Source organism: Acidovorax sp. ACV02 (assembly GCF_014851475.1).
Classification (GTDB): Bacteria; Pseudomonadota; Gammaproteobacteria; order Burkholderiales; family Burkholderiaceae_C; genus Acidovorax; species Acidovorax delafieldii.
This window is the reverse complement of record NZ_JACUZU010000005.1, coordinates 269,570-295,907: the sequence shown is the minus strand read 5'-3', so window position 1 is coordinate 295,907 and position 26,338 is coordinate 269,570. Positions and strand designations below refer to the sequence as shown.

18 protein-coding genes are annotated in these 26,338 nt (G+C 66.2%); 6 read left to right on the top strand and 12 right to left on the bottom strand.

Annotated elements, in window-relative coordinates:
• Positions 1–27: 27 nt before the first annotated feature.
• Complete coding sequence (locus tag IB236_RS14205) at positions 28–756, bottom strand: hypothetical protein (protein WP_192421235.1); 729 nt, start codon at positions 754–756, stop codon at positions 28–30.
• A gap of 233 nt (positions 757–989) precedes the next feature.
• Here IB236_RS14205 and IB236_RS14200 point away from each other — a divergent pair, with 233 nt between their 5' ends.
• Positions 990–1,607 carry a hypothetical protein gene (locus IB236_RS14200; RefSeq protein WP_192421234.1) on the top strand — a complete coding sequence of 206 codons (618 nt, stop codon included), beginning with the start codon at positions 990–992 and terminating at the stop codon, positions 1,605–1,607.
• Between the two features lie 294 nt (positions 1,608–1,901).
• Here the strand turns inward: IB236_RS14200 and IB236_RS14195 are convergent, their stop codons facing one another.
• On the bottom strand, positions 1,902–4,454 hold the full coding sequence (locus tag IB236_RS14195) for a penicillin acylase family protein (protein WP_192421233.1): 2,553 nt from the start codon (positions 4,452–4,454) through the stop codon (positions 1,902–1,904).
• Positions 4,455–4,567: 113 nt separating this feature from the next.
• Positions 4,568–5,497 (bottom strand): adenylate/guanylate cyclase domain-containing protein, encoded by a 930-nt coding sequence (locus tag IB236_RS14190; protein ID WP_192421232.1) that lies wholly within the window; start codon positions 5,495–5,497, stop codon positions 4,568–4,570.
• Between the two features lie 397 nt (positions 5,498–5,894).
• Between IB236_RS14190 and IB236_RS14185 the strand changes: the two genes are divergently transcribed.
• Positions 5,895–6,254, top strand: coding sequence for a hypothetical protein (locus tag IB236_RS14185; RefSeq protein WP_056067399.1), 360 nt, complete (start codon positions 5,895–5,897; stop codon positions 6,252–6,254).
• A 91-nt stretch (positions 6,255–6,345) separates the two neighbouring features.
• Here IB236_RS14185 and IB236_RS14180 read toward each other — a convergent pair whose 3' ends face one another.
• The 4 genes from IB236_RS14180 to IB236_RS14165 all read right to left on the bottom strand — a co-directional run bounded on the left by IB236_RS14180 (position 6,346) and on the right by IB236_RS14165 (position 10,417).
• On the bottom strand, positions 6,346–7,335 hold the full coding sequence (locus IB236_RS14180; protein WP_192421231.1) for an LD-carboxypeptidase: 990 nt from the start codon (positions 7,333–7,335) through the stop codon (positions 6,346–6,348).
• A gap of 84 nt (positions 7,336–7,419) precedes the next feature.
• Complete coding sequence (tadA, locus tag IB236_RS14175; RefSeq protein ID WP_056744206.1) at positions 7,420–8,811, bottom strand: tRNA adenosine(34) deaminase TadA; 1,392 nt, start codon at positions 8,809–8,811, stop codon at positions 7,420–7,422.
• Positions 8,812–8,869: 58 nt separating this feature from the next.
• Positions 8,870–9,121, bottom strand: a complete 252-nt coding sequence (locus IB236_RS14170; protein ID WP_192421230.1) for a hypothetical protein — start codon at positions 9,119–9,121, stop codon at positions 8,870–8,872.
• 141 nt (positions 9,122–9,262) lie between these two features.
• A complete protein-coding gene (locus IB236_RS14165; RefSeq protein ID WP_192421229.1) occupies positions 9,263–10,417 on the bottom strand; it encodes a branched-chain amino acid ABC transporter substrate-binding protein in 1,155 nt (384 codons plus the stop codon).
• 196 nt (positions 10,418–10,613) lie between these two features.
• Between IB236_RS14165 and IB236_RS14160 the strand changes: the two genes are divergently transcribed.
• The 3 genes from IB236_RS14160 to IB236_RS14150 all read left to right on the top strand — a co-directional run bounded on the left by IB236_RS14160 (position 10,614) and on the right by IB236_RS14150 (position 16,933).
• Positions 10,614–12,617, top strand: a complete 2,004-nt coding sequence (locus tag IB236_RS14160; RefSeq protein WP_192421228.1) for a U32 family peptidase — start codon at positions 10,614–10,616, stop codon at positions 12,615–12,617.
• A gap of 169 nt (positions 12,618–12,786) precedes the next feature.
• Complete coding sequence (locus IB236_RS14155; protein ID WP_192421227.1) at positions 12,787–15,480, top strand: cation-translocating P-type ATPase; 2,694 nt, start codon at positions 12,787–12,789, stop codon at positions 15,478–15,480.
• Between the two features lie 169 nt (positions 15,481–15,649).
• Complete coding sequence (locus IB236_RS14150; RefSeq protein WP_192421324.1) at positions 15,650–16,933, top strand: O-acetylhomoserine aminocarboxypropyltransferase/cysteine synthase family protein; 1,284 nt, start codon at positions 15,650–15,652, stop codon at positions 16,931–16,933.
• A gap of 204 nt (positions 16,934–17,137) precedes the next feature.
• Here the strand turns inward: IB236_RS14150 and egtB are convergent, their stop codons facing one another.
• The 4 genes from egtB to IB236_RS14130 form a co-directional block, all read right to left on the bottom strand.
• Positions 17,138–18,343: an ergothioneine biosynthesis protein EgtB gene (gene egtB, locus IB236_RS14145; protein ID WP_192421226.1), complete on the bottom strand. Its 1,206-nt coding sequence runs from the start codon at positions 18,341–18,343 to the stop codon at positions 17,138–17,140.
• 12 nt (positions 18,344–18,355) lie between these two features.
• Positions 18,356–19,273: an L-histidine N(alpha)-methyltransferase gene (egtD, locus tag IB236_RS14140; RefSeq protein ID WP_192421225.1), complete on the bottom strand. Its 918-nt coding sequence runs from the start codon at positions 19,271–19,273 to the stop codon at positions 18,356–18,358.
• Between the two features lie 240 nt (positions 19,274–19,513).
• Positions 19,514–20,104: an OmpW family protein gene (locus IB236_RS14135; protein ID WP_015013729.1), complete on the bottom strand. Its 591-nt coding sequence runs from the start codon at positions 20,102–20,104 to the stop codon at positions 19,514–19,516.
• A 129-nt stretch (positions 20,105–20,233) separates the two neighbouring features.
• The gene (locus IB236_RS14130; RefSeq protein WP_116749567.1) at positions 20,234–21,220 is read right to left on the bottom strand and encodes a DUF808 domain-containing protein; all 987 of its coding nucleotides are present in this window, start codon (positions 21,218–21,220) and stop codon (positions 20,234–20,236) included.
• Positions 21,221–21,453: 233 nt separating this feature from the next.
• Here IB236_RS14130 and IB236_RS14125 point away from each other — a divergent pair, with 233 nt between their 5' ends.
• On the top strand, positions 21,454–22,143 hold the full coding sequence (locus tag IB236_RS14125; RefSeq protein WP_192421224.1) for a methyltransferase: 690 nt from the start codon (positions 21,454–21,456) through the stop codon (positions 22,141–22,143).
• A gap of 186 nt (positions 22,144–22,329) precedes the next feature.
• On the opposite strand, the gene purL is transcribed toward IB236_RS14125, so the two are convergent.
• Positions 22,330–26,337: a phosphoribosylformylglycinamidine synthase gene (gene purL, locus IB236_RS14120; RefSeq protein ID WP_192421223.1), complete on the bottom strand. Its 4,008-nt coding sequence runs from the start codon at positions 26,335–26,337 to the stop codon at positions 22,330–22,332.
• Position 26,338: the final 1 nt, after the last annotated feature.

Genomic DNA, 26,338 nt, shown 5'->3' with positions numbered 1-26,338 from the left:
GCACAGGACACAGGACCCGCAGACGCTCTACTGCGGGTCTTCAGCGTCTCCCGTCGCCCCGCCTGCGGCCGCAGGGGGCGGCAGGTTGTGTAATGCCCCTTGGGCAGCCGCCAGCAGCAATTGCGTGGCCTGGGCGATCTCCGTCATGCTGCGCTGCGTGTGCTCCATGCGCAGGTACACCTTGCCGCGTACCAGCATCAATAGCAGCGGCGACTGCGCCCGTACCTCCCCGCCCTCACCTTCCACGATGTTGAGCAACTGGGACACCACCGGCGCATGGATCCAGCGCTGCGCTGTCTCCATGCGCTCCGCCACCACCGCAAAGTGCTGGCGAAACGAGGCGGGCAGGCCCGGCCAGGTCACCTCTTCAAACATCGCCAGCCAGCGCATTTCCTCGGGCAGGCTGGCATTCACCGTGGTCTGCAGGGTGTCGGTGATGGCGTTGTAGGCATTGCCCTCCAGGGACTCCTGCAAGGGGCGGTTGAGCACCATCACCGCCGCGTCCGGGTCCACCCCCAGGTCGGCGCGCCCCCGCAACTCCAGGCCGCGCACATAGTCACGCGTGGGATTGCCACATTCCAGCCGCCACGGGTGGCCATTCAGGTCGCCCCCCAGGTCAAAATGCCCGTCCACGGCCTGCGGCACCACCGCCAGGCGCTGGGTGGCCGCCCAACGCACCACCTCCTGGTTGGACACGGGCCGTGCGGTATTCTGGCCACCGGGCAGATGCAGCGCTTTGCGAAGACGGTCAAACATGGCGATTCGAAGCCCAAGGCTTCGCGGAAGTCACGGATGCAGGCATTATTGGGGGCATCGGCCGCTGCGGCAAACCGGCGGAACGCGTTCTGTGACCTGGTTCACCATACCGGAAGGGCAAAGCGGCGAACGGCTGGTGCGGCCACTACCCAAGCGCATGGGCACTGCACCGCGCCGGAGCAACCCCGCCGCATTCACTTTTGGCGATCTGAACAGCCCACATGCTCTTCTCTATGGACCGCAGACTTGCCCTGATCACCCTGGCTGGTGCGCTGGCCGCTCCGGGGGCCGCCCTGGCGCTGCCCGACGATGCATCGGCCCGGGTGCGCCAGCTGGCGCGCTGGTCCACCGCAACGGCCGATCACCAGGGCTTGCCGTTTGCCGTGATCGACAAGCCTGCCGCGCGCATCCACGTGTTTTCTGCCCAGGCCCAATGGCTGGGCAGCGCGCCCGTGCTGCTGGGTGCCGCGGCAGGCGACCGCTCAGCCCCGGGCATCGGGGCCAAGCCGCTGGCCCACATCCGCCCGCACGAACGCACCACCCCTGCAGGCCGCTTTGTGACCGAGCCCGGCCGCAACCTGCAGGGTGAAGACATTGTGTGGATCGACTACGACGCTGCCGTCTCACTGCACCGGGTGCGCAGCGTGAGCGCCGCAGAGCGCCGCCTACAGCGCCTGGCAAGCTCCAGCGCCCGAGAAAAACGCATCAGCTATGGCTGTGTGAATGCACCCGCAGCGTTCTACGACCAGTTCATCGCCCCCTGGTTCGGGCGGGCGCCAGGGGTGATCTACGTGCTGCCGGACACCGAGCCTTTTGCTACATTTTTTGAAGCAGTCAACACATATGAATAGTGCGCTACCGGCTCATTTCGCTCAAAAATGCGCACCCAGGAGCCACTGCACAATAAAACGGCCATTCCGCACGGTCATGCAGTGGGCTCCATCCGTTGCGGCTCCCGGTCAGGCCTGAAAAGGCGCGATGACGAAGCCCATTCAAGTGACCATGTACGGGTCAGGCATCTGCGCCCACAGACCGGAAGTGCAGTGATTCACCGTGACGTCTTCCCAATGCCGGTAGTTGGCCTGCATGCCTCAAATCTGCTCGATCTCCAGGACCCCACCCGCTGGGATTCTTCGGCCCCGGGGTTACGGTGCAGCCGGTGCGGGGGCCAGCGTCAGCTCATGGGCCCAGCGTGCTGGCTGGCGCTGCAGGGCGCGGTAGCCCGTCTGCGCCCAGGTGCTGCTCATGTCGCGGTAACGCGGCGAAAACACCAGGCCACTTTGCCCTGTCTGGTAGATGAAGCGCGACTGCTCCAGGTCGGCCATATCGTACACAGCGCGCAGCGATGCGGCGTGGCGGTTCACAAACGGGCCCTTGGATTCGCCCGCGTTGTACTGCCCCACATTGACGGTGTAGGCGTCGCCATGTGATGGTTCGCTCACGTCAAAAAAGCGGGCCAGCGCGGGCACATTGCCAAACGGCCGGTGCACGCTGAGTGCTGGGTGCGCCGCGCCCCAGCGCCATTGCGCGGGGTCGGCGCCGTAGGCCGCCTGCAGCCGGTCGAGCGCACGGCCCAGGGCTGCGGCCGATTGCTCTACGCACGAGGAAGGCTGGCACCACCAGGAGTCGTTGCGCTCCAGAATGCCCTCCAGAGCCGCCCGGTAGTCGCGCTTGCCATAGGTGGCGGTGAATCGCGCCTCGCCAATGCGCGGCACGATCAGACCGCGTGCCAGCTCGTCGGTCCACGCGGCAAACACCAGGGGCGCTGCCTTGCCCGCATCCATCACGCCGTCAAAGCCTTGGAGCTGCTCTTGCGCCGCCGCTGCCAGCGGGTGCGATGACTTGGCCTGCTGGAGGTAGGGCAGCAGCTTGCGCGTGGCCAGTGAGGTCACATCGCGGTGGATCGCCTGCATGCTTGCGGCATCGTGCTTGTCGGTCGCCTCGATCAACTGCGCAATGCGTTCGTAGCGGTAGGGCAAGGCCCAGTCTTGGGTGAGGTAGTGGGGGTAGTCCGGCGCGGTCACCCGCTGGTTGGCGGTGGCAATCCAGCCCCGGGCGCCGTTGTCCTCGGGCGTCTGGTCATACGGCAGCCAGCCCTTCCAGTCGTACCGCGCATCCCAGCCCGGTGAGGGCGCCACGCCCCGGATGTCGTTGGCCGGGTCTCGCACGGGTGCGCGGCCTGCGGCCTTGAAGCGGATGTTGCCTTGGTCATCGGCCGCCACCACGTTCTGCATCGGCGAGTGGTAGTGCGACAGTGCCGCGAACAACGCGTCCACCGATTTGGCCTGGTTGGTCTGGAGGCCCGCCAGCACCGTCTGGTTGTCGGCATCGAGCGCGCTCCAGCGCAGCGCCAGCACGTATTTGCCGAGGTCCAGCACGTCCGCATGCGACTTCTGCGCGTCGCTCAACACAGGGCCATGCCGGGTGCTGCGCACTTTCAGGGTGACGTCGGTTTGCCCTTTTACGCGAATGGTTTCGTTGCGCACCGTGAAGGGCGCCCAGCCTTCGGGCGTGCGGTACTGCGAGGCATCTGCGGGGTTGATCTGCTCCAGGTACAGGTCCTGAACATCGGGGCCGGTGTTGGTGAAGCCCCAGGCCACTTTGTCCGTACGGCCCAGCACCACAAAGGGCATGCCGGGCAAGGTGGCGCCCACCGCGTCGATGGCACCCATGGGGGTGCCGTCAGACGCCTGACCCGCAGGTGCCTGCAAGCCCGCAAAGTACCAGATGGCGGGTGCCGACAGGCCCAGGTGCGGGTCGTTGGCCAGCAGCGGTTTGCCACTGACGGTGCGGGTGCCCGCCAGCACCCAGTTGTTGCTGCCCTTGCCCTCGTTGGTACCCGCGTTGCGGGTCAGTTCGTCGGCCCAGGCCAGCATGCCGGCACTGATCTGGCGGGACAAAGGCCCGTCACCCAGCGCGGCAGATGCAGCTCCCCGGTCGACCGGTTCAGCGGCGGCCGCCGGTGCAGCAGAAGCGCTGGCATCGGTGGCCTGGTACACCCCCAGCTGCCGGTACAACGTGGCCAGGTCGGCCGAGGCTGCGGGGCGCTCGCCCGGGTACGGTGGCATCAGTTGCCACAAGCGCTCGGTGTCCAGCGTTTTCGCAATGGACAGTCGCGCAAACTCGTTGCCCCAGTTGCCGCCCAGGTCCAGCGCCATCATCAGCGCCCAGCCCACGCTGTCCTCCGGCTCCCACACGGCGCCCGTGGTCCCGCTGGGCTGAACGCCCAGGATGTGGAACTCCGGCGGCAGCGCCTGGGGGCGGTTCTGGTGGAAGGCGTGGATGCCCTGGCTGTAGGCCTGCAGGGCCTCCTGGGCATACAACGGCAGGCCTGCGTACTGCCGCCTGGCCGTGCCCATGATGTCCAGCGCGCGCATGAGCTTGTCGGTCTCCAGCGTGGCCGGCCCAAACACTTCGGACAGCTCGCCGTGCATCACGCGGCGGTTGAACTCCAGCTGCCAGGTGCGCTCCTGCGCATGCACGTAGCCCATCGCAAACCAGGCGTCTTGCGGGCTCTGCGCGCGGATGTGGGTGACGTCTGCGCCATCGCGCTGCACCTGCACGGCCTGCCGCAGGCCCTTCACGACCAACTTGCCATCCAGTGTCGCAAAGCTGCGCTGTACATACACGGCGGCCCCCGTGCCAGCCAGCAAGGCCGCCACCACCAGCCCGACGGCTGTTCGCTTCATCCACGCCATGTCTCGTGTCTCCTGATTGTTCTGGGTTGTTTGTGTGGGTTCGGAAGTGAAAGGGCTGCGCGCTGACCGGGAGCCCGCCGCGCTGTGACAGCTGTCGGCGGCAGCCGACGGCCTCAGCCCAGATGAACGCTGGTGCCGGCGACCTGAAAGTTCATGATCGGAGCACTGGACTCGGTAAAGGGAACCCCCAGCGCAATCTGCCCCGTGCCATGCAGGATGCAGGCATCGCGGCGCAGCCGCACGGGCGAGTCGCTGCCGTCAAACCGCACCCAGGTGCCGAAGCTGCTCATGTCGGTCAGCACAAAGCCGCTGTTGCGCCAGTCGATGCGCGCATGCAGCCGTGAAACGCGGGGGTCATTGATGCACAGCTGGGCATGGTTGGCGCGCCCCACATGCACGGGCGCATCCGACGAGGTGAACGACATGTCCACCCCATGCCAGGAAAACTGGATCTGCCCCAGGATGGAATCGGCCGGAGCAAAACTGCTGACCAGCGCCGCCTGCATGGTGAGCGAATCGGGCTCTTCGTTCTCGCGCCACTCCACCTGGTAGAGCATCTGCAGCTCGGCCTTGCCGCGGATTTCCATCAGGCCCAGCTTGCGGTACCACACATCGGCAGCGGCCCCCGCCAGCAGCACAGTCGTCTCGGTGGCCCAGATTTCGGCGGGGCCCGCGCGCTCGCACAGGCGGGAGGCCACATTGACGGCATCACCGTAGCAGTCGCCATCCACATCGACCACCTCGCCACTGGCCACTCCCACGCGGATGTCCATGCGCAGCGGCTGCGGCCACCGGTCCAGACGCACCTGGTGCTGGCGCAGCATGTGGGTGGTGGCAGTCACGGCACCGGCCGCATCACCAAACACACACAACACCCCGTCGCCCAGCTTCTTGACCACGCGCCCCGCATGCGCCTCGATGGTGTCACTGATCCACTGCGTGACCTGCGTCACCGCCTCGGTGGCGCGCTCGTTGCCCAGCGTTTCATACAACGAGGTGCTGCCCGAAATGTCGGCGAAGACCACCGTTGACAACACACTCATGGACGATGGCCGATTAGTAACATCATGTGAACCAGTTTAGTGCAAGCTCAACGAAGACGCATCTATCAAAGCGTCAACAATCCTTTGCCAAGGTCTTTGCGAGCCACGCACCCCACTTGCGGCCTCACTGCAGGCGCTGGGGGTGGCATTAGGCGTAGAGGGCGCGCATCTTGGGTGCCTGAAGACCCGGCAAAGCCCACGCCGAGCCGCGCACCTGTTCGCCCGGTCGCCTCGCGTCAGGCCGCCGGAAGCATTCGCGATGAATTGCGTAAAAGTTCGCAACAAACGGGGGCGCCGTGTTGTCTTTATGCAAAAACAGGAGCGTCACCCTTGCATCAATCCTCACTCCCGCTTACTTTGATCGACCCTGTTACAAAAATCGCACAGCTAACCGTCCATGCGCTGGAACAAGCCCAATCTCCGCAACAACCTGCACGACCTGCTCGGTCGTGACAAGCCGTCATCGACGGCCTGGGTGCGCGACCAGGGTCTGGAAGAGGTGCGGCGTGCCATGCTGCACAGCCTGATGGGGTTGACCGGCTGCGAAGTGGCGCGCATGAACATGCGCCTGCGCTATGCGGGCGATATTGAAGCGCTGTGGTACCTGCGCAGCGATTTGCTCGACACGCTCACCCTGCTGCGCGGCGAGGCCATCGCACAGACGGTGTTGGACCAGGTCACGCCGATGTTCCAGGGGCAGTTGCCGCTGTCGCTGCGGGTGCCACAAATGCCCAACGCACCCCGCGCGCACCTCTGAAACCCTGAGATTGCAGCCCTGACAGCCGGGGCCGGTCAATGCGCTGCGCCGGCAGCGTGCCACGCAGCGGCCCCAGGTTAGCGCCGCCTGTTCAGTGCTGGTGGCCCCAATAGATCAGCGCATCGCGCTCTTCCACCGACAACGACACCGTTGCACCCACGGGCAGCAGCACCTTGGTCTCGACATGCCCAAACGGCAGGTTGGTCAGCACGGGCGCCTTGATCTGGGTGCGCAGCCAGTCCACCACCGACTGCAGCTTGTAGCCCTTGTCGTGCGGCGCCAGCTTGAAGTTGGTGAACTGCCCCAGTACCACGGCCTTTTGCTGGGCCAGCACACCGGCGTGCAGCAGCTGGGTCAGCATGCGCTCAACGCGGTAGGGATGCTCGTGCACATCCTCCACAAACAGCACCCCACCCTTGACCTGCGGGAAGTACGGCGTGCCGACCAGCGAAGCCAGCACCGCCAGGTTGCCGCCCCACAGGGTGGCGCTTTTCACATAGACGTTGGGCACAGCAGGCTTGCCGGTAGTGGCATGAGGCTTTTGCTTTTGCTTGTGCATGCGCCAGCCCGTGCCTTCACCATGGCCGGTCAGCAGGTCGTCAAAGCAGGCTTCCATGATGTCGTCGGGCGCGCCCTCTACGCCAAAATCGGCCCCCAGCGACGGCCCCGCCCAGGTGGTGGCCCCGGTTTTGGCCAGCACGGCGAGCTGGAAGGCGGTGAAGTCGCTCACGCCCACGAAGTGGGTGCCCTTTTCGATGGCCTTGGCCACCGCCTTGTAGCGGACGCCCGGCAGGATGCGCGTGAGGCCATAGCCCCCGCGCGAGATCAGCGCCACATCGGCACCACTGGCCGCCGCACGGTGGATGGCGGCCAACCGGGTGGCGTCGTCGCCCGCAAAGCGTGTGTGTGTGGCCAGCGCGTCCACATCCACCTCCACCTCATGGCCCTGGGCCTTGAGACGGGCGATGCCCCGCTTGAAGGCGGCCTTGTCGCGCACCGCACTGGAAGGCGAGTAGATGTAGATGTGCTTGGGACCGTGGTCGTGGTCGCACTGCGAGGGATCGTGATGGTGGTCGTGCAAAGCGCTCAGGCCCCGGTGGGGCCTGCTCCGTAAACAGGGGGGATGCCCGCTGCCCCATGCGGTCATGGGGCGCCATCGGGCACATCAGTGCGTGAAGTATTCCACAGCCTGTGCAGCAATGGCCTCGCCATGCTCCTGAACGAAGTGGCCCGCATGGGGCAGCACCACCGGCTCGGGGCATCCACGGATGTTGTGTTGCAGCGCCCGCATGGTAGGCAGCCCCAGCACGGGGTCTTGCGCCCCCACCACCATCAGGCTGCGGCCTTGCCACTGGTGCTGCCAGAAATCGCGGGCTGCACGCGACAGCGCCGCACCGGCGTCATCCAGGGCGGCAGGGACACGTTCGGGGAACGCACGCAGCGCAGCCCGGTAACCTTTGTCCGGAAAGGGGACATCGTAGGCTGCGCATTCCGCAGCGCTCAGGTGCGGGTTGCCGCGTGCCAACAGGCGCCCTACCCCGTACAGCGGCTTGTCCCGGCACATCGCACGCCAGTCCACAAAGCCCTGGGGCAACGGTGCATCGCCTGTGGCCAGCAGCGTGTTCATCACCAGCAGGCCGCCAAACCGCTCGGGCATCGCCATGGGCAGCGTGAGGCCCAGGATGCCGCCCCAGTCCTGCACCACCAGCACGGCATTGCGCAGGTCCAGCCGCTCGATCAGCTCCAGCAGCACCTGGCGGTGCCATTCGAACTGGTGCGCACCTTCCTTCTTGGGCTTGTCGCTTTTGCCAAAGCCGATCAGGTCGGGCGCCACCACGCGGTCGCCTGCAGCCAGAAAGGTGGGCAGCATGCGGCGATAGAGGTAGCTCCAGGCCGGGTTGCCATGCAGGCACAGCCAGGTGCGGCGTGCATCGCGGGGGCCTTCGTCCAGGTAGTGCAGGCGCAGGCCCGCCAGACTCGGCAGGTCGCTGACGTAGTGGGGAGCCCAGGGGTAGCCGGGCAGGTTCGCGAAAGCCGCATCGGGTGTACGCAAGGCATCGTCACGCAGGGGGTGGCGGGCCAATGCCTCGGCGCGTTGCTGACGGCGCCGCTGCGCAAAAAAGCGGCTCAGCAGGCCGCCGCACTCCTCGGCCAGCACCCCGCCCTGCACCTCGGTCTGGTGGTTGATCTCGGCATGCCCAAACAGGTTGAGCACCGAGCCTGCCGCCCCCGTCTTGGGCTCCATCGCACCAAACACCACCCGTGCCAGGCGGGCATGCAGCATGGCGCCACTGCACATGGCGCAAGGCTCCAGCGTCACATACAGACTACAGCCGTCCAGCCGGTAGTTGCCCAGGCGCAGCGCCGCGGCACGCAGGGCCACGATCTCGGCATGGGCCGTCGGGTCGTGGCCTTCCACCGGGGCATTGCGGCCAGTGGCGATGACCTGGCCGTCCTTGACCACGATGGCGCCCACGGGCACCTCGCCCGCGCTGGCAGCCGCTTGCGCCTCGGTCAGGGCCAGTCGCATCCAGTGCGCATCGTCGGCGGTTTTCATCACTATATTTTCAATAGCATCCAAGGCATGAAATATCAGCGCTTGAAGCCGATCTGGCTCATTTTTTCTCGTCTTCGGGCATGGGGCGTGCCTGTTGCATCAGGCCTTCTACCTGCTGCTTGAACTGCTGCTGCATCTGCTGGCTCTGCTCACGCACCGTGCCGGTCGGCGCCGACGCAGGCCCCGCCGCGCCTGTGGCGGTTTGCAATGCGGGCACGGGGGCGCGCGTGGCCGCCAGTTGCTTCTTGGCCAGCAGGCCCACGATGGCCAGCACCACCACCAGTCCGACCAATCCAAACATTGCGCGCATACCTGGGCTCCTTGGCGGGCACCGGGGGCCCGCGCGTTCTTGCGATGGGATCTGACTGTAAAGCCAAACGCCGCACGCAAAAACGGCCGCATGGAGCGGCCGTGGGGTCAGGAGTCGATGAAGCAACGCCGGAGAGTGACCTCAGTTCAATGCCACGCGGCTGCCGTCCTTGAACGTGTACAAGGTCACGGCGGGCGTGGTCAACTCGCCCTTGGCGGTGAAGGCGATGTTGGCGGTCACGCCCTTGTATTCAGTCTTGGTGAGGAACGGCGCGAACACCTTGGGGTCCACCGAGTTGGCGCGCTTCATCGCGTCGGCCAGCACCATGGCGGCGTCATAGGCATAGGGGCTGTAGATCTGGAACTGGCCGGGGAACTTGGCGTCGTAGCGCTTCTTCCAGTCCGAGCCGCCCTGCATCTTGTCCACCGAGGCCCCGCCCGTCGCGCAGGTCACATTCTTCAGCGCGGGGGTCTTGCCCGACAGTTCGGGCAGCTTCTCGGTGCACAGCGCATCACCGCCAAAGAACTTCACGCTGCCCAGGCCCAGCTGCTCCATCTGGCGCAGCATGGGGCCAGCTTGGGCGTCCAGGCCGCCGTAGAAGATCGCGTCGGGCTTCTTGTTCTTGATGGCGGTGAGGATGGCCATGAAGTCGGTGGCCTTGTCGTTGGTGAACTCCTCGGCCACCACTTTCAGGCCCTTTTGTTGCGCCGTCGCCTTGAAAACCGAGGCCACGCCCTGGCCATAGGCCGTGCGGTCGTCGATGATGGCCACGCTCTTGAGCTTGAGGTGATCCGCACCAAACAAGGCCAGGGCAGCACCCAGCGCGTTGTCGTTGGCGATCAGGCGGAAGGTGGTCTTGTGGCCGGGCCTGGTCAGGTCGGGGTTGGAGGCAGAAGCCGTGATGTGTGGCAGGTCGCACTTGGCGTAGACCGCCGAGGCGGGAATGGACGTGCCCGATTGCAGGTGCCCCACCACGCCCGCCACCTTCTGGTCGCACAGCTTCTGGGCCACGGCGGTGGCCTGGCGTGGGTCGCCCGCGTCGTCTTCGGCCGCGATTTCAAACTTGATCTTCTTGCCGCCAATGACGAGGTTCTGGGCGTTCAGGTCGTCAATGGCCAGACGCACACCGTTTTCCGTGTCTTTGCCGATGTGGGCAATGCCGCCCGACACCGGGCCTGCGTGGGCGATCTTGACGGTCTGTACGTCCTGGGCAGAGGCCAGATGGGCCGCCAGCGCAAGGGCGGTCAGTGCAGAAATTCGGAACAGGGGCGAAGAAGCGAAAACGGGGCGCAGCACGGTACAAAGTCTCCTGGGTCGGTCAAAGCATCCTGTTGTGCACCGAACTTGTACACAACAAACCCCGCATCGTAGCCACCTCAACCCTCGTTTTCGCAAAATTACTAAGCAAACTTAGTAATTTGCTCCGGCATTAACCGGGCTAATGAGTCCGGCGCCTACCGCCCGGCCAGGCAGGCTGGGATAATCGCGCCCCATGTCCCTCCTGCCCCACCAGCTCGAACTGCTCTCGCCCGCGCGCGACGCAGACATTGGCATCGAAGCCATCAACCACGGCGCCGATGCCGTCTACATCGGCGGCCCGGCCTTTGGCGCGCGGGCCAGTGCGGGCAACGACATCCGGGACATCGAGCGCCTGGTCAGGCACGCGCATCGCTTCAACAGCCGCATCTTTATCACGCTCAACACCATCCTGCGCGACGATGAACTGGAGGCGGCGCGCAAGATGGCCTGGCAGGTGTACGAGGCGGGCGCGGATGCATTGATCATCCAGGACATGGGCTTGCTCGAAATCGACCTGCCGCCCATCCAGCTGCACGCCAGCACCCAGACCGATATCCGCACGCCCGAAAAAGCACGCTTCTTGCAGGACGCCGGCCTCTCGCAGATCGTGCTGGCACGCGAGCTGACGGTGCAGCAGATCGCCGCAGTGCACAAGGCGCTGGGGCCCGTGGATGCGCCGGGGCGCGCCAACATCGAGTTCTTCATCCACGGCGCGCTGTGCGTGGCCTACAGCGGCCAGTGCAACATCAGCCATGCGCAAACTGGCCGCAGCGCCAACCGCGGCGACTGCAGCCAGGCCTGCCGCCTGCCCTACCAGGTGACCGACGCGCAGGGCCGCTTCATCGCGCACGACAAGCACGTGCTAAGCATGAAGGACAACAACCAGAGCGACAACCTGCGCGCGCTCATCGATGCGGGCGTGCGCAGCTTCAAGATCGAAGGGCGCTACAAGGACATGGGCTACGTGAAGAACATCACCGCCCACTACCGCACCTTGCTCGACGAAATCATCGAAGAGCGCGAGGCCCAAGGCCGGCCGCTGTCGCGCTCGTCCAGTGGTCGCACCACCTTCACCTTCACACCCGACCCACTGCAGAACTTCAACCGCGAGTTCACCGATTACTTCGTGACCGGCCGCAAGGAAGACATCGGCGCGTTCGACACCCCCAAGAACCCCGGCCAGGCCATCGGCTGGGTGACCAAGCTGGGCCCAGACTTTGTGGAGCTGGAACTGAGTGACCCAGCCACCGTGCTGCACAACGGCGACGGCCTGTGCTACTACGACCTGCACAAGGAACTGGTGGGCATGGCCATCAATGTGGCCGAACCGGTGTCGGCCCGCAGCGTGGGCCAATGGCGCGTGTACCCCAAGGACCCGATGGACGGCTTCAAGGACCTGCGCAAGGGCACCGAGGTCAACCGCAACCGCGACATGGACTGGGTGCGCACGCTGGAGAAAAAGTCCAGCGACCGCCGCATCGGCCTGTGGGCGCACCTGAGCGAAACGCCCACCGGCTTCAGCCTGATGCTGACCGACGAGGACGGCAACGTGGGCTGTGCATCCGTGCAGCAACCCCACCAGCCAGCCACTGACGCAGCCAAGGCCGAGGCCAGCCTGCGCGAGCAGCTCGGCCGCTTTGGCGCCACGGCGTTTGCGGTGCATGACATTGCGCTGCAGCTCTCGCAGCCGTGGTTTGTGCCCGCCTCGGTGCTCAACGCCCTGCGCCGCGATGCCGTGGCCGAACTGGAAGCCAACCGGGCCCACAACTTTGCCCGCCTGCCGCGCGCCACGCCGGTGGAGCCGCCTGCGCCCTACCCTGAGGACACGCTTTCTTTCCTGGGCAATGTGTTCAACCACAAGGCCCACGACTTCTACGTGCGCCACGGTGTGAAGGTGATCGCTGCGGCTTACGAGGCGCACGAAGAGGAAGGCGAGGTCAGCCTCATGATCACCAAGCACTGCGTGCGCTTTTCCATGAGCCTGTGCCCCAAGCAGGCCAAGGGCGTGACGGGTGTGCAGGGCACCATCAAGGCCGAACCCTTGATGTTGATCAATGGCAAGGAAAAGCTGACCTTGCGCTTTGACTGCAAGCCCTGTGAAATGCATGTGGTGGGCAAGATCAAGCGCCAGGTGCTGAACCAGGTGCCAGAAGCCCCGCTCCAGTTCTACAAAGCCCGGCCGCAAGTCGCGCACTAAGAGCGGCTAACAAAACTCCCCTGGCGTCGTTGTCTCGCCTTGTCGTACTACTTGTACTGCCTGCGGCGAAACGCCTAGCCAGGGCCGCTTCGCTGAGTTTTGTTAGCCGCTCTAAGGCAACGCGAAGAAGCCCTTGTGTGGGCGTGCGGCCCGTTTCACCGATCGCCGCATGTCCCCATCCACTGCGCCGCACCTGCACCCCACCGACGCCGTGGCCCAGGCCCATGGCGTCAACCCTGACGCAGGCCTGCACGCCGACGAAGCGCTGCGCCGCAGCGCCACCCATGGCGCCAACGAGTTGGCCGCATCGCAGGACCGCCCCTGGTGGCGCCTGCTGGCCGACCAGTTCAAGGACTTCATGGTGCTGGTGCTGCTGGGTGCGGCCGTCATCTCGGGGCTGGTGGGCGAGGTCACCGACACGCTGGTGATCCTCGTCATCGTGGTGCTCAATGCCGTCATCGGCTTTGTGCAGGCCTGGCGCGCCGACCAGGCCATGGCGGCACTGCGCCAGCTGGCAGCGGCGCACGCCACCGTGCTGCGCAGCGGTGCGGTGCAGGTGGTTCCTGCCACCGTGCTCGTGCCCGGCGACATCGTGCTGCTGGAGGCGGGCAACCAGATCCCGGCCGACCTGCGGCTCATCGAGATTGCGCAGTTGCAGGTGGATGAATCGGCCCTCACGGGCGAGTCCGTCACCGTAGCCAAACAGACCGAAGCCCTGGCAGCCGAAGACGTGGGCGCGCTGGGCGACCGCACCAACATGGCCTTCAAGGGCACCACCGCCACCCACGGCCGCGCACGCGGCCTGGTGGTGGCCACCGGCATGCGCACCGAGCTGGGCAAGGTGGCCACGCTGCTCGACACCAGCGACCGCAGCACGCCGCTGCAACTGCGCCTGGCGGCGTTTGGCAAGCGCCTGGCGATAGCGGTGCTGGGCATCTGCGCGGTGATCTTTGTGGTGGGGGTGCTGCGCGGCGAGGCGCCGCTGCTCATGGCCCTCACCGCCATCAGCCTGGCGGTGGCCGCCATCCCCGAGGCCCTGCCCGCCGTGGTCACGGTGCTGCTGGCCCTGGGCGCACGTCGCATGGTGGCGGTGCATGCCCTGGTGCGGCGCCTGCCCTCGGTGGAGACCCTGGGCTCGGTCACCACCATATGCTCGGACAAGACCGGCACCCTGACCCAGAACCGCATGAATGCCGAGCTGCTGCTGGCCCACGGTGTGCGCTGGGTGCCCGGCGATCCCCTGCCCGGCCCCGCCCATGCTGAAGCCCTGTGCGCCGCCGCGCTGTGCAACGACGCCACGCTGCAGGTCCACAACGAAGAGGGCCAGTCGGGCATCCACTGGCTGGGCGACCCCACCGAGACCGCACTGGTGCTGGCCGCCCACGCGGGCGGGCTGGACAAGGCCCAGCTCGATGCCGCCAGCCCCCGCGTGCAGGAGCAACCGTTTGACTCCGACCGCAAGCGCATGACGACCTTCCACCGCGCGGCCGCAGGCTTTGTGGCCTACACCAAAGGCGCGCCCGAATCCGTGCTGCCCCGCTGCACCGCCCACTGGACGCCTGAAGGCGCTGCCGCACTCGACACCGCCAAGGTCCTCGCCACCGCCCAGCAGCTCGCCGCCCAGGGCCTGCGGGTGCTGGCCCTCGCCCGCCGCAGCCACGCCCGCCTGCCGGACACCAACGACATCGACGCAGTAGAAAACCAGCTGGAGCTGCTGGGCCTGATCGCCCTCATCGACCCACCCCGCGCCGAGGCCCAGGCCGCAGTGCGCGACTGCATCAGCGCGGGCATCACCCCGGTGATGATCACGGGCGACCACCCCGCCACCGCGCGCGCGATTGCGCACCGCCTGGGCATTTTGAAGAGCAGCGATGCCTCGGTGCTCACCGGCGCCGACCTGGCCACACTGGACGATGCTGCCCTGCGCGCCCGCGTGGAGCAGGTGCAGGTCTACGCCCGCGTGGACCCGGCGCAGAAGATCCGCATCGTCGAATCCCTGCAAGCGCAAGGCCATTTCGTGGCCATGACGGGCGACGGCGTGAACGATGCCCCCGCGCTCAAGCGTGCCGACATCGGTGTGGCCATGGGCCAGGGCGGCACCGACGTGGCGCGCGAGGCGTCAAGCCTGGTGCTGCTGGACGACAACTTCGCCACCATCGTCGCGGCGGTGCGCGAGGGCCGCCGCATCTACGACAACATCCGCAAGTTTGTGCGCTACGCGATGACGGGCAACTCGGGCGAGATCTGGACCATCTTCCTCGCGCCGCTGTTGCTGTTGCCCATCCCTTTGCTGCCCATCCACATCCTGTGGGTCAACCTCGTCACAGATGGCCTGCCCGGCCTGGCGCTGGCGGCCGAACCGGCCGAGCGCGGCATCATGCAGCGCCCGCCCCGCGCGCCGCGCGAAAGCCTGTTTGCCCACGGCATGTGGCAGCACATCCTGGGTGTGGGCCTGCTCATCGGCGGGCTGTGCCTGGCGGTGCAGGCCTGGGCCCTGCACACCGGCTACACGCACTGGCAGACCATGGTGTTCACCGTGCTCACGCTGGCGCAGATGGCGCATGTGATCGCCATTCGCTCCGAATCCGAACCCATCTGGCGCCTGGGCCTGCTGAGCAACCGCCCGCTGCTGGGTGCCGTGCTGCTCACCTTTGCGCTGCAGATGGCCACCATCTATGTGCCCTGGCTCAACCCCATCTTCCGCACCGAGCCGCTGAGCCTGGGTGAGCTGGTGCTGTGCATCGGCGCCGCGCTGGTGGTGCTGGTGGTCGTGGAAGTCGAGAAGGCCTGGCGCCGTAGCCAGCAGACGCGGCGCACCACCCCAGAGCCCATGGACAGCGCCATGGACGAGCCCTCGGCCTGAAAGAGTCCAGGGCGCACAAGAACGTCATAAGCACATAGCCAACGATTCGATGACGCCAGGGGTCCAGGGTGCCAGAATGGCCCGCGCCATCGGCACATCGGGCCTCGTCCAGCAATGGGCCGAGCCCGGTTGTTCCACTCCCATCCCTTCAATGAAAGAGACAGCACCCATGCAGATCGAAACCCTGGCCGTCCACGCTGGCTACAGCCCCGACCCCACCACCAAGGCGGTGGCCGTGCCCATCTACCAGACGGTGGCCTACGCGTTTGACAGCGCCCAGCATGGCGCCGACCTGTTTGACTTGAAGGTGCCGGGCAACATCTACACCCGCATCATGAACCCCACCACCGACGTGCTCGAAAAGCGCGTCGCGGCGCTGGAAGGCGGCATTGCCGCGCTGGCCGTGGCCTCGGGCATGGCCGCCATCACCTACGCCATCCAGACCATTGCCGAGGCGGGCGACAACATCGTCTCGGCCAGCACGCTCTACGGCGGCACCTACAACCTCTTTGCCCACACACTGCCGCAGCAGGGCATCACCACTCGCTTTGCCGACCCGCGCGACCCGGCCAGCTTTGCGCAGCACATTGATGCGCGCACCAAGGCGATCTTCATCGAGTCCATCGGCAACCCGCTGGGCAACGTGACCGACATCGCTGCGCTGGCCAAGGTGGCGCACGACCATGGCATTCCGCTGATCGTGGACAACACGGTGCCCAGCCCCTACCTGCTGCGCCCCATCGAGCATGGCGCCGATATCGTGGTGCACTCGCTCACCAAGTACCTGGGCGGCCACGGCAACAGCGTGGGCGGCGCGATTGTGGACAGCGGCAAGTTCCCGTGGGCGGAGCACAAGGCACGCTTCCCGCGCCTGAACGAGCCCGACGTGAGCTACCACGGCGTGGTCTACACCGAGGCGCTGGGCCCCGCCGCCTTCATCGGCCGTGCACGCGTGGTGCCACTGCGCAACACGGGTGCGGCGCTGGCGCCGCTCAATGCCTTCCTGATCCTGCAAGGCATCGAAACCCTGGCGCTGCGCATGGACCGTATCTGCGACAACACGCTGGCCATTGCCCAGTACCTGCAAAGCCACCCCAAGGTCGAATGGGTGCGCTACGCCGGTCTGCCCGACCACCCGGACCACGCGCTGGTGCAGCGCCAGTCTGGCGGCAAGGCGTCAGGCATCCTGAGCTTTGGCGTGAAGAACAGCGACGCCGACCCACGTGCGGCAGGTGCCCGTTTCCTCGACGCGCTGCAGCTCTTCACGCGCCTCGTGAACATTGGCGATGCAAAGTCGCTGGCCACCCACCCCGCGTCCACCACCCATCGCCAGCTCAATCCCGAAGAGCTGGCCAAGGCGGGCGTGAGCGAAGGCATGGTGCGCCTGTCGGTCGGCATCGAGCACATCGACGACCTGCGGGCGGACCTGGCGCAGGCACTCGACAAGGTGTGATGTGCGAATGGCCATGCGCCCCCAAAAGCGCATGGCCAGGCACCTGTCACCGTACTTTTGAGGCTTTTTGCGTCCAAGCGCTAGTGGAATATGCGCCACCAGCTACATATTTGATAGCAAACAAGACCACGGCACGCAGCGACACCGTCATGCCGGCCCCAACGCGGCGGGCCGATGACGGCCAGCGCCGGGCGCTGGCCGCCTTCAGCCGAGGTCGCGTGCCAGCCGAATGCCGGTGAACTGCCAGCGCGCCGTGGCCGGAAAGAAGTTGCGGTAGGTCAGCCGCTCGTGCCCTGGCGGCGTAGCGCTGGACGAGCCCCGCAGCACGTACTGGTTGACCATGAACTTGCCGTTGTACTCACCCACGGCGCCTTCGGCCACCCGGAAGCCGGGGTACGGCGCGTAGCTCGACTGCGTCCACTGCCAGGCAGCGCCGTGCCACTGCGCCATGCCGGCGGCACCCCGCGCGGCCGCATGCTCCCATTCAGCCTCAGTGGGCAGGCGCGCGCCCACCCAGCGCGCGTAGGCATCGGCCTCGTAGTACGACAAATGCACCACCGGCTGGTTGCCCTGCAGCGGTTGCAGGCCGGCCAGCGTGAACTGGTGCCAGGCCCCGTCGACGCGATGCCAGTACAGAGGCTGCACCAGACCCTGCGCCGCCCGCCAGTCCCAGCCTTCGGCCAGCCAGAGCAGCGGGTTGTGGTAGCCGCCACCTTCCACAAACGCCAGATACTCGGCCTGCGTCACCAGTCGCGAGGCCAGCGCGTAGGGATGCAGATACACGCGATGGCACGGGCCCTCGTTGTCAAAGGCAAAGCCGCTGCCAGCGTGGCCGATATCGGCCAGCCCCCCGTCAAAGGAATGCCACGCCAGTGCTTGGCCAGCCTCGGGCGCCACAGCGTCTGAAGCCTTGGCATAGGCGGGGAACAAGGGGTTGCAGGACAGCAGGTGCAGGATGTCGGTGAGCATCAGCTCCTGGTGCTGCTGCTCGTGCTGCAGGCCCAGCTCGATCAGGCCACGCAGCGCAGCGTCGTGCGCCACAGTGGGCCACAGGCGCGCTACGCGGGCGTCCACGTCGGCCCGGTAGGCGAGCACCTCGTCCAGCGATGGCCGCGTGAGCAGCCCGCGCTGCGGACGCGGGTGCTTGGCGCCCACACCGTTGTAGTAGGAGTTGAACAGCACCCGGAACGCCGGTGCAAACGGCTGAAAACCTGGCTCGTGGGCTTCGAGCACAAAGGTCTCAAAGAACCAGGTGGTGTGGGCCAGGTGCCATTTGGTGGGACTGGCGTCGGGCATGGACTGCGCGGCGCAGTCCTCGGGCGACAGCGGAGCCGCCAGGGTCAGCGAGCGGCCGCGCACGGCGGTGTAGCGCGCCAGCAGCGTGTCGAATGCGGGGGATGTCACGGTCATGGCGGCCACCGGTCAAGGACGGGCGTGGACGACCGCGAACCAGCCCCGCTCGTCCGTCCACGCCTGGGCCTGCGCAAAACCGGCGCGCGCAAGCATGTCGGTGAACACGGGCAACGGGTACTTGTAGCTGTTCTCGGTGTGGATGCGCTCGCCCTGGTCGAACCTGCGACCGCCGCCGGGCCAGCACACCTCGGTGTCAGAGGCAGCCTCCAGGTGCATTTCAATGCGCGACGCCTCGGTGTTGAAGAACGCACGGTGCCGCCACTGCGCCACGTCAAAGTCGCTGCCGATCAGGCGGTTCACATGCCGCAGCACATTGCGGTTGAACTCGGCGGTGACCCCCGCTGCATCGTCGTAGGCGGCTTCGAGCACCGCCACATCCTTGGGCAAATCGATGCCGATGAGCAGGCCACCATCGTCGTCGATCAGCTCGCGCATGTGGGCCAGCAGCTCCAGCGCGTGCGGCGGGTCGAAGTTGCCGATGGACGAGCCCGGGTAGAACACGAGGCGCCCGGTGCGGGGAATGTCGTCAGGCAGTGACACCCCCAGGGTCATGTCGCCCGCCAGCGCGCGGGCATCCAGCGCCGGGAAGTCGTCGCGCAGCCCTTGCACCGCCTGCTCCAGAAAATCCGCCGAAATGTCCACGCCCACAAAACAGGCCGGCTGCACCAGACGGCACAGGGTGCGGGCCTTCTGGCAGTTGCCCGCGCCCAGTTCGATCAGGGTGCGGCCTGCGCCCACGGCGCCCGCGATGCTGTCTGCATGTGTCTGCATCAGCGCCATTTCGGTGCGTGTGGGGTAGTACTCCGGCAGGCGTGTGATGGCTTCAAACAGCTGCGAGCCATGCTGGTCGTAGAAATACTTGGGGGAGATACGTGCGGGCCGCTGGGTCAGTCCGCGGGTGATGTCGGAATAGCGAGGCAGGAGCATGGGTCGTCAGGACGTTGGGGCGGCAGCGCCGCCGGGTGGTCAAAAGCAGAGGCACCTGGAGCGCCCACATTGCGGCCCGCCCCACACGCTCCCCTACCCCATTGTGCGTTGCCTCGCTGACTGCCGTGTGTAGGCCATTTCCGCACCCACAAAAAAAGGGCTGGCGCATGCGCCAGCCCTTCAGACCCTTGGAGAACTTTTATTGTCAGGAACGCAGGGCCCGCCTGGGGCCCTGTGCCCTTAGAAGCGCCAGCCCAGACCCACGCCCACCAGAACGGGGTCCACCTTGAAGGTGCCCAGCTTGGCACCGCCTGCGCTCACGTCGGTCTTGATGAAAACCTTCTTCACGTCGAAGTTGAGGTACAGGTTCTTGGCCAGCGGGATGTCCACACCCACTTGCAGCGCGGGGCCGAAGCTGTTGCGGTCAATGCTCACACCCGCGGGCAGGTTCACGCTGGAAAACCGCGTGTAGTTCAGGCCCGCGCCCACGTAGGGCTTGAAGCCGGGGGCATCAAAGTGGTACTGCGCCAGCAGTGTGGGGGGCAGGTGCTTGAGCGTGCCAATGGCTGCGCCGCCAGCGCTGAGCGTGTGCTTCTGGGGCACGGTCAGGATCAGCTCGGCCGCGATGTTCTTGTTGAAGAAGTAGGTCACATCCACTTCAGGGATGGTCTTGTTGTTGACCGACAGGCCCAGCGGTGTGCTGTCCTTGTTGGCGCTGTCCAGGTGCACCGCACGTGCACGGACCATCCAGGGGCCCTCGGCCTGTTGCGCCAGGGCAGCGCCAGAAGACAGGGCACAGAGAACGGCGACAGCCAGCAGGTTCTTTTTCATGGTAATTCGCATCGGTTGGACGGGGACGACCCCCGTGCATGCATTGAACCGCTGCGGCCCCCACCCGGCCTTGCCTTACCTCAAGCCCTCGGTAGTAACCCTTAGACCTAGATCAAGGAATACCCACTATCAGGCTGTGGACTTGCCCCGCAGGCGCTGAACCAGCGTCCACCCGGCCAGCACCAGGCCACCCGCCACGATGCCCACCACGGCGTTCAGCAGGTTGGGCACCAGCACCGCCCACAGCCCGCCCACGGGCCATTGCGCCGCTGCCGTGCCTGCGGCCTCAACCGCATGGTGCAACGCAGGCACGCCGTGCACCAGAATGCCACCGCCCACCAGAAACATCGCCGCAGTGCCCGCAATGGACAGCCCCTTCATCAGCCAGGGTGCTGCGCGCAGGATGCCCGATCCCAGGGCACGCGCGGCGCTGCTGGCCTTGTTGTTGAGCCACAGGCCCAGGTCGTCCAGTTTGACGATACCCGCCACCAGCCCATAGACACCGATGGTCATGATGACGGCGATGCCCGACAGCACCGTGAGCTGCTGCACGAAGGGCGCAGCGGCCACCGTGCCCAGCGTGATCGCAATGATTTCGGCCGACAGGATGAAGTCCGTGCGCACGGCGCCCTTGATCTTGTCCTTTTCAAAGGCCACCAGATCCACCGCTGGATTGGCATTGGCCTTGGCGTGGCTCTCATGCTCGGCCTCATCTTCATGCTGGGCGTGCAGCAGCTTGTGCGCCACCTTCTCAAAGCCCTCAAAGCACAAGAAGGCGCCCCCCACCATCAGCAGCGGCGTCACGGCCCACGGCGCAAAGGCGCTGATCAGCAGCGCAGCGGGCACCAGGATGACCTTGTTGATGAACGAGCCCTTGGCCACCGCCCACACCACCGGAATCTCGCGCTCAGCGCGCACCCCGGTCACCTGCTGGGCGTTGAGCGCCAGGTCGTCCCCCAGCACGCCCGCCGTCTTCTGTGCAGCCACCTTGGTCATCACCGACACATCGTCGGCCATGGCAGCGCTCTTCTTGGCCGCCACCTTGGTCATCAAGGCCACATCGTCGAGGATGGTGGCGATATCGTCGAGCAAAGCAAGCAGGCTGCCAGCGGCCATGAGAAGTCCTTGGGATGAGTCGCAAAAAAATGCGGCGAACAAGCCGCCGGTGTGCGCCGCACTATAGCAACGCACAGGCAACCGCCGCGCAAGCCCCATCGTCGTGCAGCGGCCATGCCATTCGCAGATAGCCCCACACCGCCTGCGGGCATGCTTGCCCGGCCACAAGGCGCATACTCGCGCCCTCATCCACTACCCGCTATGGGGCCTTCTGCGGGCTTCACCGCCCCGCCATGCCCGGCTACCTGACCAAGCAAGAAGACATCGCCATCACCGGCGCGGCAGACCTGATCATCCAGTCGCTGCTGGACAAGCAGCAGTTTGCCGACCCGCTGGGCGCCGCCGAGGCGCTGGGTATCTCATCGGCCGCCTGGCCCCTCTTCGGCCTGTTGTGGCCATCGGGCGCGCAGCTGGCCCAGCGCATGGCCAGCCGCCCCCTGCTGGCGGGCGAACGTGTGCTGGAGATCGGCTGCGGACTGGGTCTGGCCAGCCTGGTGTGCCACCGGCGCGGTATCGATGTCACTGCCAGCGACTGCCATCCTCTGGCCCAACAGTTCCTGCAGGAAAACGCGCGCTTGAACGGCCTGTCACCCGTGAAGTACCGCACGGGTCAATGGGGCTCGGACGCACCAGCACCGGCCAACGCGGTGCAAGGCCAGTTCGACCTCATCATGGGCAGCGATGTGCTGTACGAACGCGACGCCCGTGCGTCCCTGGCCACCTTTCTGGACCACCACGCAGGCGACGGCGCGCAGATCTGGATCGTGGACCCGAACAGGGGCAACCGCTCCACTTTCCATAAGCAGATGGCTGTGCACCGTTTCGATGTGATCGAAGAGCGACTGGACCACCCCGCCCTGGCCGATGTGCCGGCGTACAAAGGGCGGCTGCTGATGTACCAGCGCACCTTAACAGCGGCCTGAACACGACTTTGAAGGGTTGGCCCGGCGCGATAGCGCCACCATCAGACCGCCGAGCCCGCGCACCCTAAGCGCCAGGGCAGCCGAGCAAGGGCCGCCCCGCAGCGAGGGCTGCGTCCCTCTTCCCGATTCGCGCAGCGAATCGAGGGAAGGGGGAAGCGGCGCAGCCGCTCAGGGGGATGCCCCCTGCTACCCCACCCACTTACGCGCGTTGCGCCAGATGCGCATCCAACCGCTGTACTGCGCCTTGTCTTCGCTGGTCCAGCTCATCTGCACGTTGCGGAACACGCGCTCGGGGTGCGGCATCATGGCCGTGAAGCGGCCGTCGGCCGTGGTCACTGCCGTCAGGCCACCCGCGCTGCCGTTGGGGTTGAAGGGGTACTGCTCCGTCGCGCGGCCGTGGTTGTCCACGTAGCGCATCGCAGCAATGGCCTTGTCGGCGTTGCCCCGGTACTTGAAGTTGGCATAGCCCTCGCCGTGTGCCACCGCAATCGGCAGGCGGCTGCCTGCCATGCCTTGCAGGAACAGGCTGGGGGATTCCAGCACTTCCACCAGCGACAGGCGGGCCTCGAAGCGCTCGCTCTGGTTGGTGGTAAAGCGTGGCCAGTCTTGTGCACCGGGGATGATGTCCGCCAGCTCGGCAAACATCTGGCAGCCGTTGCACACGCCCAGGCCGAACGTGTCGGTGCGACCGAAGAAGCCCTGGAACTGTGCGGCCAGCACGGGGTTGAAGGTGATGGACCGCGCCCAGCCAATGCCAGCGCCCAGCGTGTCGCCATAGCTGAAGCCGCCGCAGGCCACCACGCCCTTAAAGTCTTCGAGTTGGACGCGGCCGGTCTGCAGGTCGGTCATGTGCACGTCGTAGGCCTCGAAGCCCGCCTCGGTGAAGGCATAGGCCATCTCGATGTGCGAGTTCACGCCCTGCTCGCGCAGGATGGCGACCTTGGGTTTGGCCAGGTTGAGGTACGGCGCGGCCACGTTGTCGGCCGCGTCGAACGTCAGGTGCACGTGCAGGCCCGGGTCGGCGGGCTCGCCCGCTGCAGCGTGCTCGGCATCGGCGTTGGCGGGGTTGTCGCGCTGCTGGCAGATCTTCCAGCTCACCGCATCCCACACCTGGTGCAGGTCGGCCAGCGAGGCACTGAACACGGCCTTGGCATCGCGCCAGACCTGGAGTTCGCCCTTGCCTGCGTCGATTTCGGACGACACAGGGCGCGTCTTGCCCACGAAGTGGCTGAATTTGGACAGGCCATGCTCGCGCAGCACCTGCATCACATCGTTGCGCTCGGCGGTGCGCACTTGCAGCAGCACACCCAGCTCTTCGTTGAACAGCGCCTTGAGCGTCAGTTCTTCACGGCGGGCACTGACCTGCTGCGCCCAGTTCTTGGCGTCACCGGTTTCCATGCGGCTGTCGCTGATGCCGTCGCCTTCAGTCACCAGCATGTCCACGTTGAGCGCCACGCCCACATGGCCTGCAAAAGCCATTTCGGCTGCTGCGGCCAGCAGGCCGCCATCGCTGCGGTCGTGGTAGGCCAGGATCTGGCCCTTGGCGCGCAGTGCGTTCACGGCGTTGACCAAGTTGACCAGGTCTTGGGGGTCGTCCACGTCGGGCACCACATCACCGCTCTGCTCCAGCGTCTGGCCCAGGATGCTGCCGCCCATGCGGTTCTGGCCCTTGCCCAGGTCGATCAGCACCAGCGTGGTATCGGCCTCGGTGGCGTTGAGCTGGGGAGTGAGCGCGCCGCGCACGTCGGACAGCGAGGCGAATGCGCTCACGATCAGGCTGACGGGCGACGTGACCTTCTTCTTGTTGGAACCTTCATTCCACTGCGTGCGCATGGACAGACTGTCCTTGCCCACGGGAATGGACACGCCCAGCGCGGGGCACAGTTCCATGCCCACGGCCTTCACGGTTTCGTAGAGCGCAGCGTCTTCGCCGGGCTCGCCGCAGGCGGCCATCCAGTTGGCCGATAGCTTCACACGCGGCAGCTCAATGGGCGCGGCCAGCAGGTTGGTAATGGCCTCGGCCACGGCCATGCGGCCCGAGGCGGGGGCGTTGATGGCGGCCAGCGGCGTGCGCTCGCCCATGCTCATGGCTTCGCCCGCAAAACCCTTGTAATCGGCCAGCGTCACGGCGCAATCGGCCACGGGCACTTGCCAGGGGCCCACCATCTGGTCTCGGTGCGACAGGCCACCCACGGTGCGGTCGCCAATGGTGATGAGGAAGCGCTTGGAGGCGACCGTGGGGTGGGCCAGCACGTCGATCACGGCCTTTTGCAGCGGCACGCCGGTCAAGTCCATCGGTGCAAATTCGCGCACCACGGTCTTCACGTCGCGGTGCATCTTGGGCGGCTTGCCCAGCAGCACGTTCATCGGCATGTCCACGGGCAGCTTCTGGTCGTCGGCCGTGGCAGCAGGGTCATGCAGCACCAGCTGGCGCTCTTCGGTGGCCGTGCCGATCACGGCAAACGGGCAGCGCTCGCGTTCACAAAAGGCTTTGAACTGCTCCAGCGATTCGGGCGCAATCGCCAGCACGTAGCGTTCTTGCGACTCGTTGCTCCAGATTTCCTTCGGGCTCATGCCGGACTCTTCGAGCTGCACGGCACGGAGGTCAAAGCGGGCGCCACGGCCAGCGTCGTTGGTCAGCTCGGGGAAGGCGTTGGACAAACCGCCCGCGCCCACGTCGTGAATGGCCAGGATGGGGTTGGCCGCGCCCTGCGCCCAGCAGTGGTTGATGACCTCTTGTGCACGGCGCTCGATCTCGGGATTGCCGCGCTGCACCGAGTCAAAGTCCAGCTCGGCCGCATTGGTGCCTGTGGCCATGGAGCTGGCCGCGCTGCCGCCCATGCCGATGCGCATGCCGGGGCCGCCCAACTGGATCAGCAGCGAGCCTGCAGGGAATTCGATCTTTTTGGTCAGCTCTGCATCGATCACGCCCACGCCGCCCGCGATCATGATGGGCTTGTGGTAGCCACGCTGCACGCCGCCGACGTTCTGCTCGTACTCGCGGAAGTAGCCGTTCAGGTTGGGACGGCCGAATTCGTTGTTGAACGCCGCGCCGCCCAAGGGGCCTTCGACCATGATCTGCAGCGGGCTGGCAATGTGCTCAGGCTTGCCCACCGTGCTGCCCCAGAGCTTGGACACGGTGAAGCCCGTGAGACCCGCCTTGGGCTTGGAGCCGCGGCCCGTGGCGCCTTCGTCGCGGATCTCGCCGCCCGCGCCGGTCGATGCGCCTGGGAAGGGCGAGATGGCCGTGGGGTGGTTGTGCGTTTCCACCTTCATCAGCACATGCTGGGTAACGCTACTTTTTTGATAGCTATTGGCGCTTGATTCACTAGCGCTTGCGGCCATTTTTGCCACAAAACGCTCCACCTGATGGCCTTCCATGACCGAGGCGTTATCCGAATACGCGATCACCGTGTGCTGGGGCGCCAGCTGGTGCGTGTTGCGGATCATGCCGAACAGGCTCTTGCTCTGCGCCACGCCGTCGATGGTGAACTCGGCGTTGAAGATCTTGTGGCGGCAGTGTTCGCTGTTGGCCTGCGCGAACATCATCAGTTCCACGTCGGTGGGGTTGCGCTTCAGGCCCGTGAAGGCCGTCACGAGGTAGTCGATTTCATCGTCGGCGAGGGCCAGGCCGAAGCGGGTGTTGGCCGCTTCGAGTGCCGCGCGACCACCGGCCAGCACATCCACATGCTCCATGGGGGCGGGCTGCAGTTCGGTGAAGAGGGCGGCTGCGGCGCTGCGGTCGGCCACCACCGATTCGGTCATGCGGTCGTGCAGCAGGGCCGCGATCTGGCCCAGTTGCTCGGCCGTCAGCTCGGGTGTCTTGCCCAGCAGGCCGGATTTCAGGCTGATGCGGTACTCGGTGATGCGCTCGACACGGCGGATGGCGATGCCGCAGTTGCGCGCAATGTCGGTGGCCTTGGAGGCCCAGGGCGACAGCGTTCCCAGGCGGGGCGTAACGATGAGCGCGGCGCCGTCTTCAGGGCCCGCGTAGGGGTCGCCATAGGTCAGCAGCGCGGCCAGGCGTTCTTGTTCTGCAGGAGTGGGGGCCGCATCGGTAGCGACCAGGTGCACGAAACGCGCTGCAATGCCACTGATCTTGGGGTGGATCGCCTCCAGGGCGGGTTGAAGTTGCTGGGCGCGGAAGGAGCTGAGGGCGTTGCCGCCCGCCAGCGTGGTCATGTGCAAGGTCACG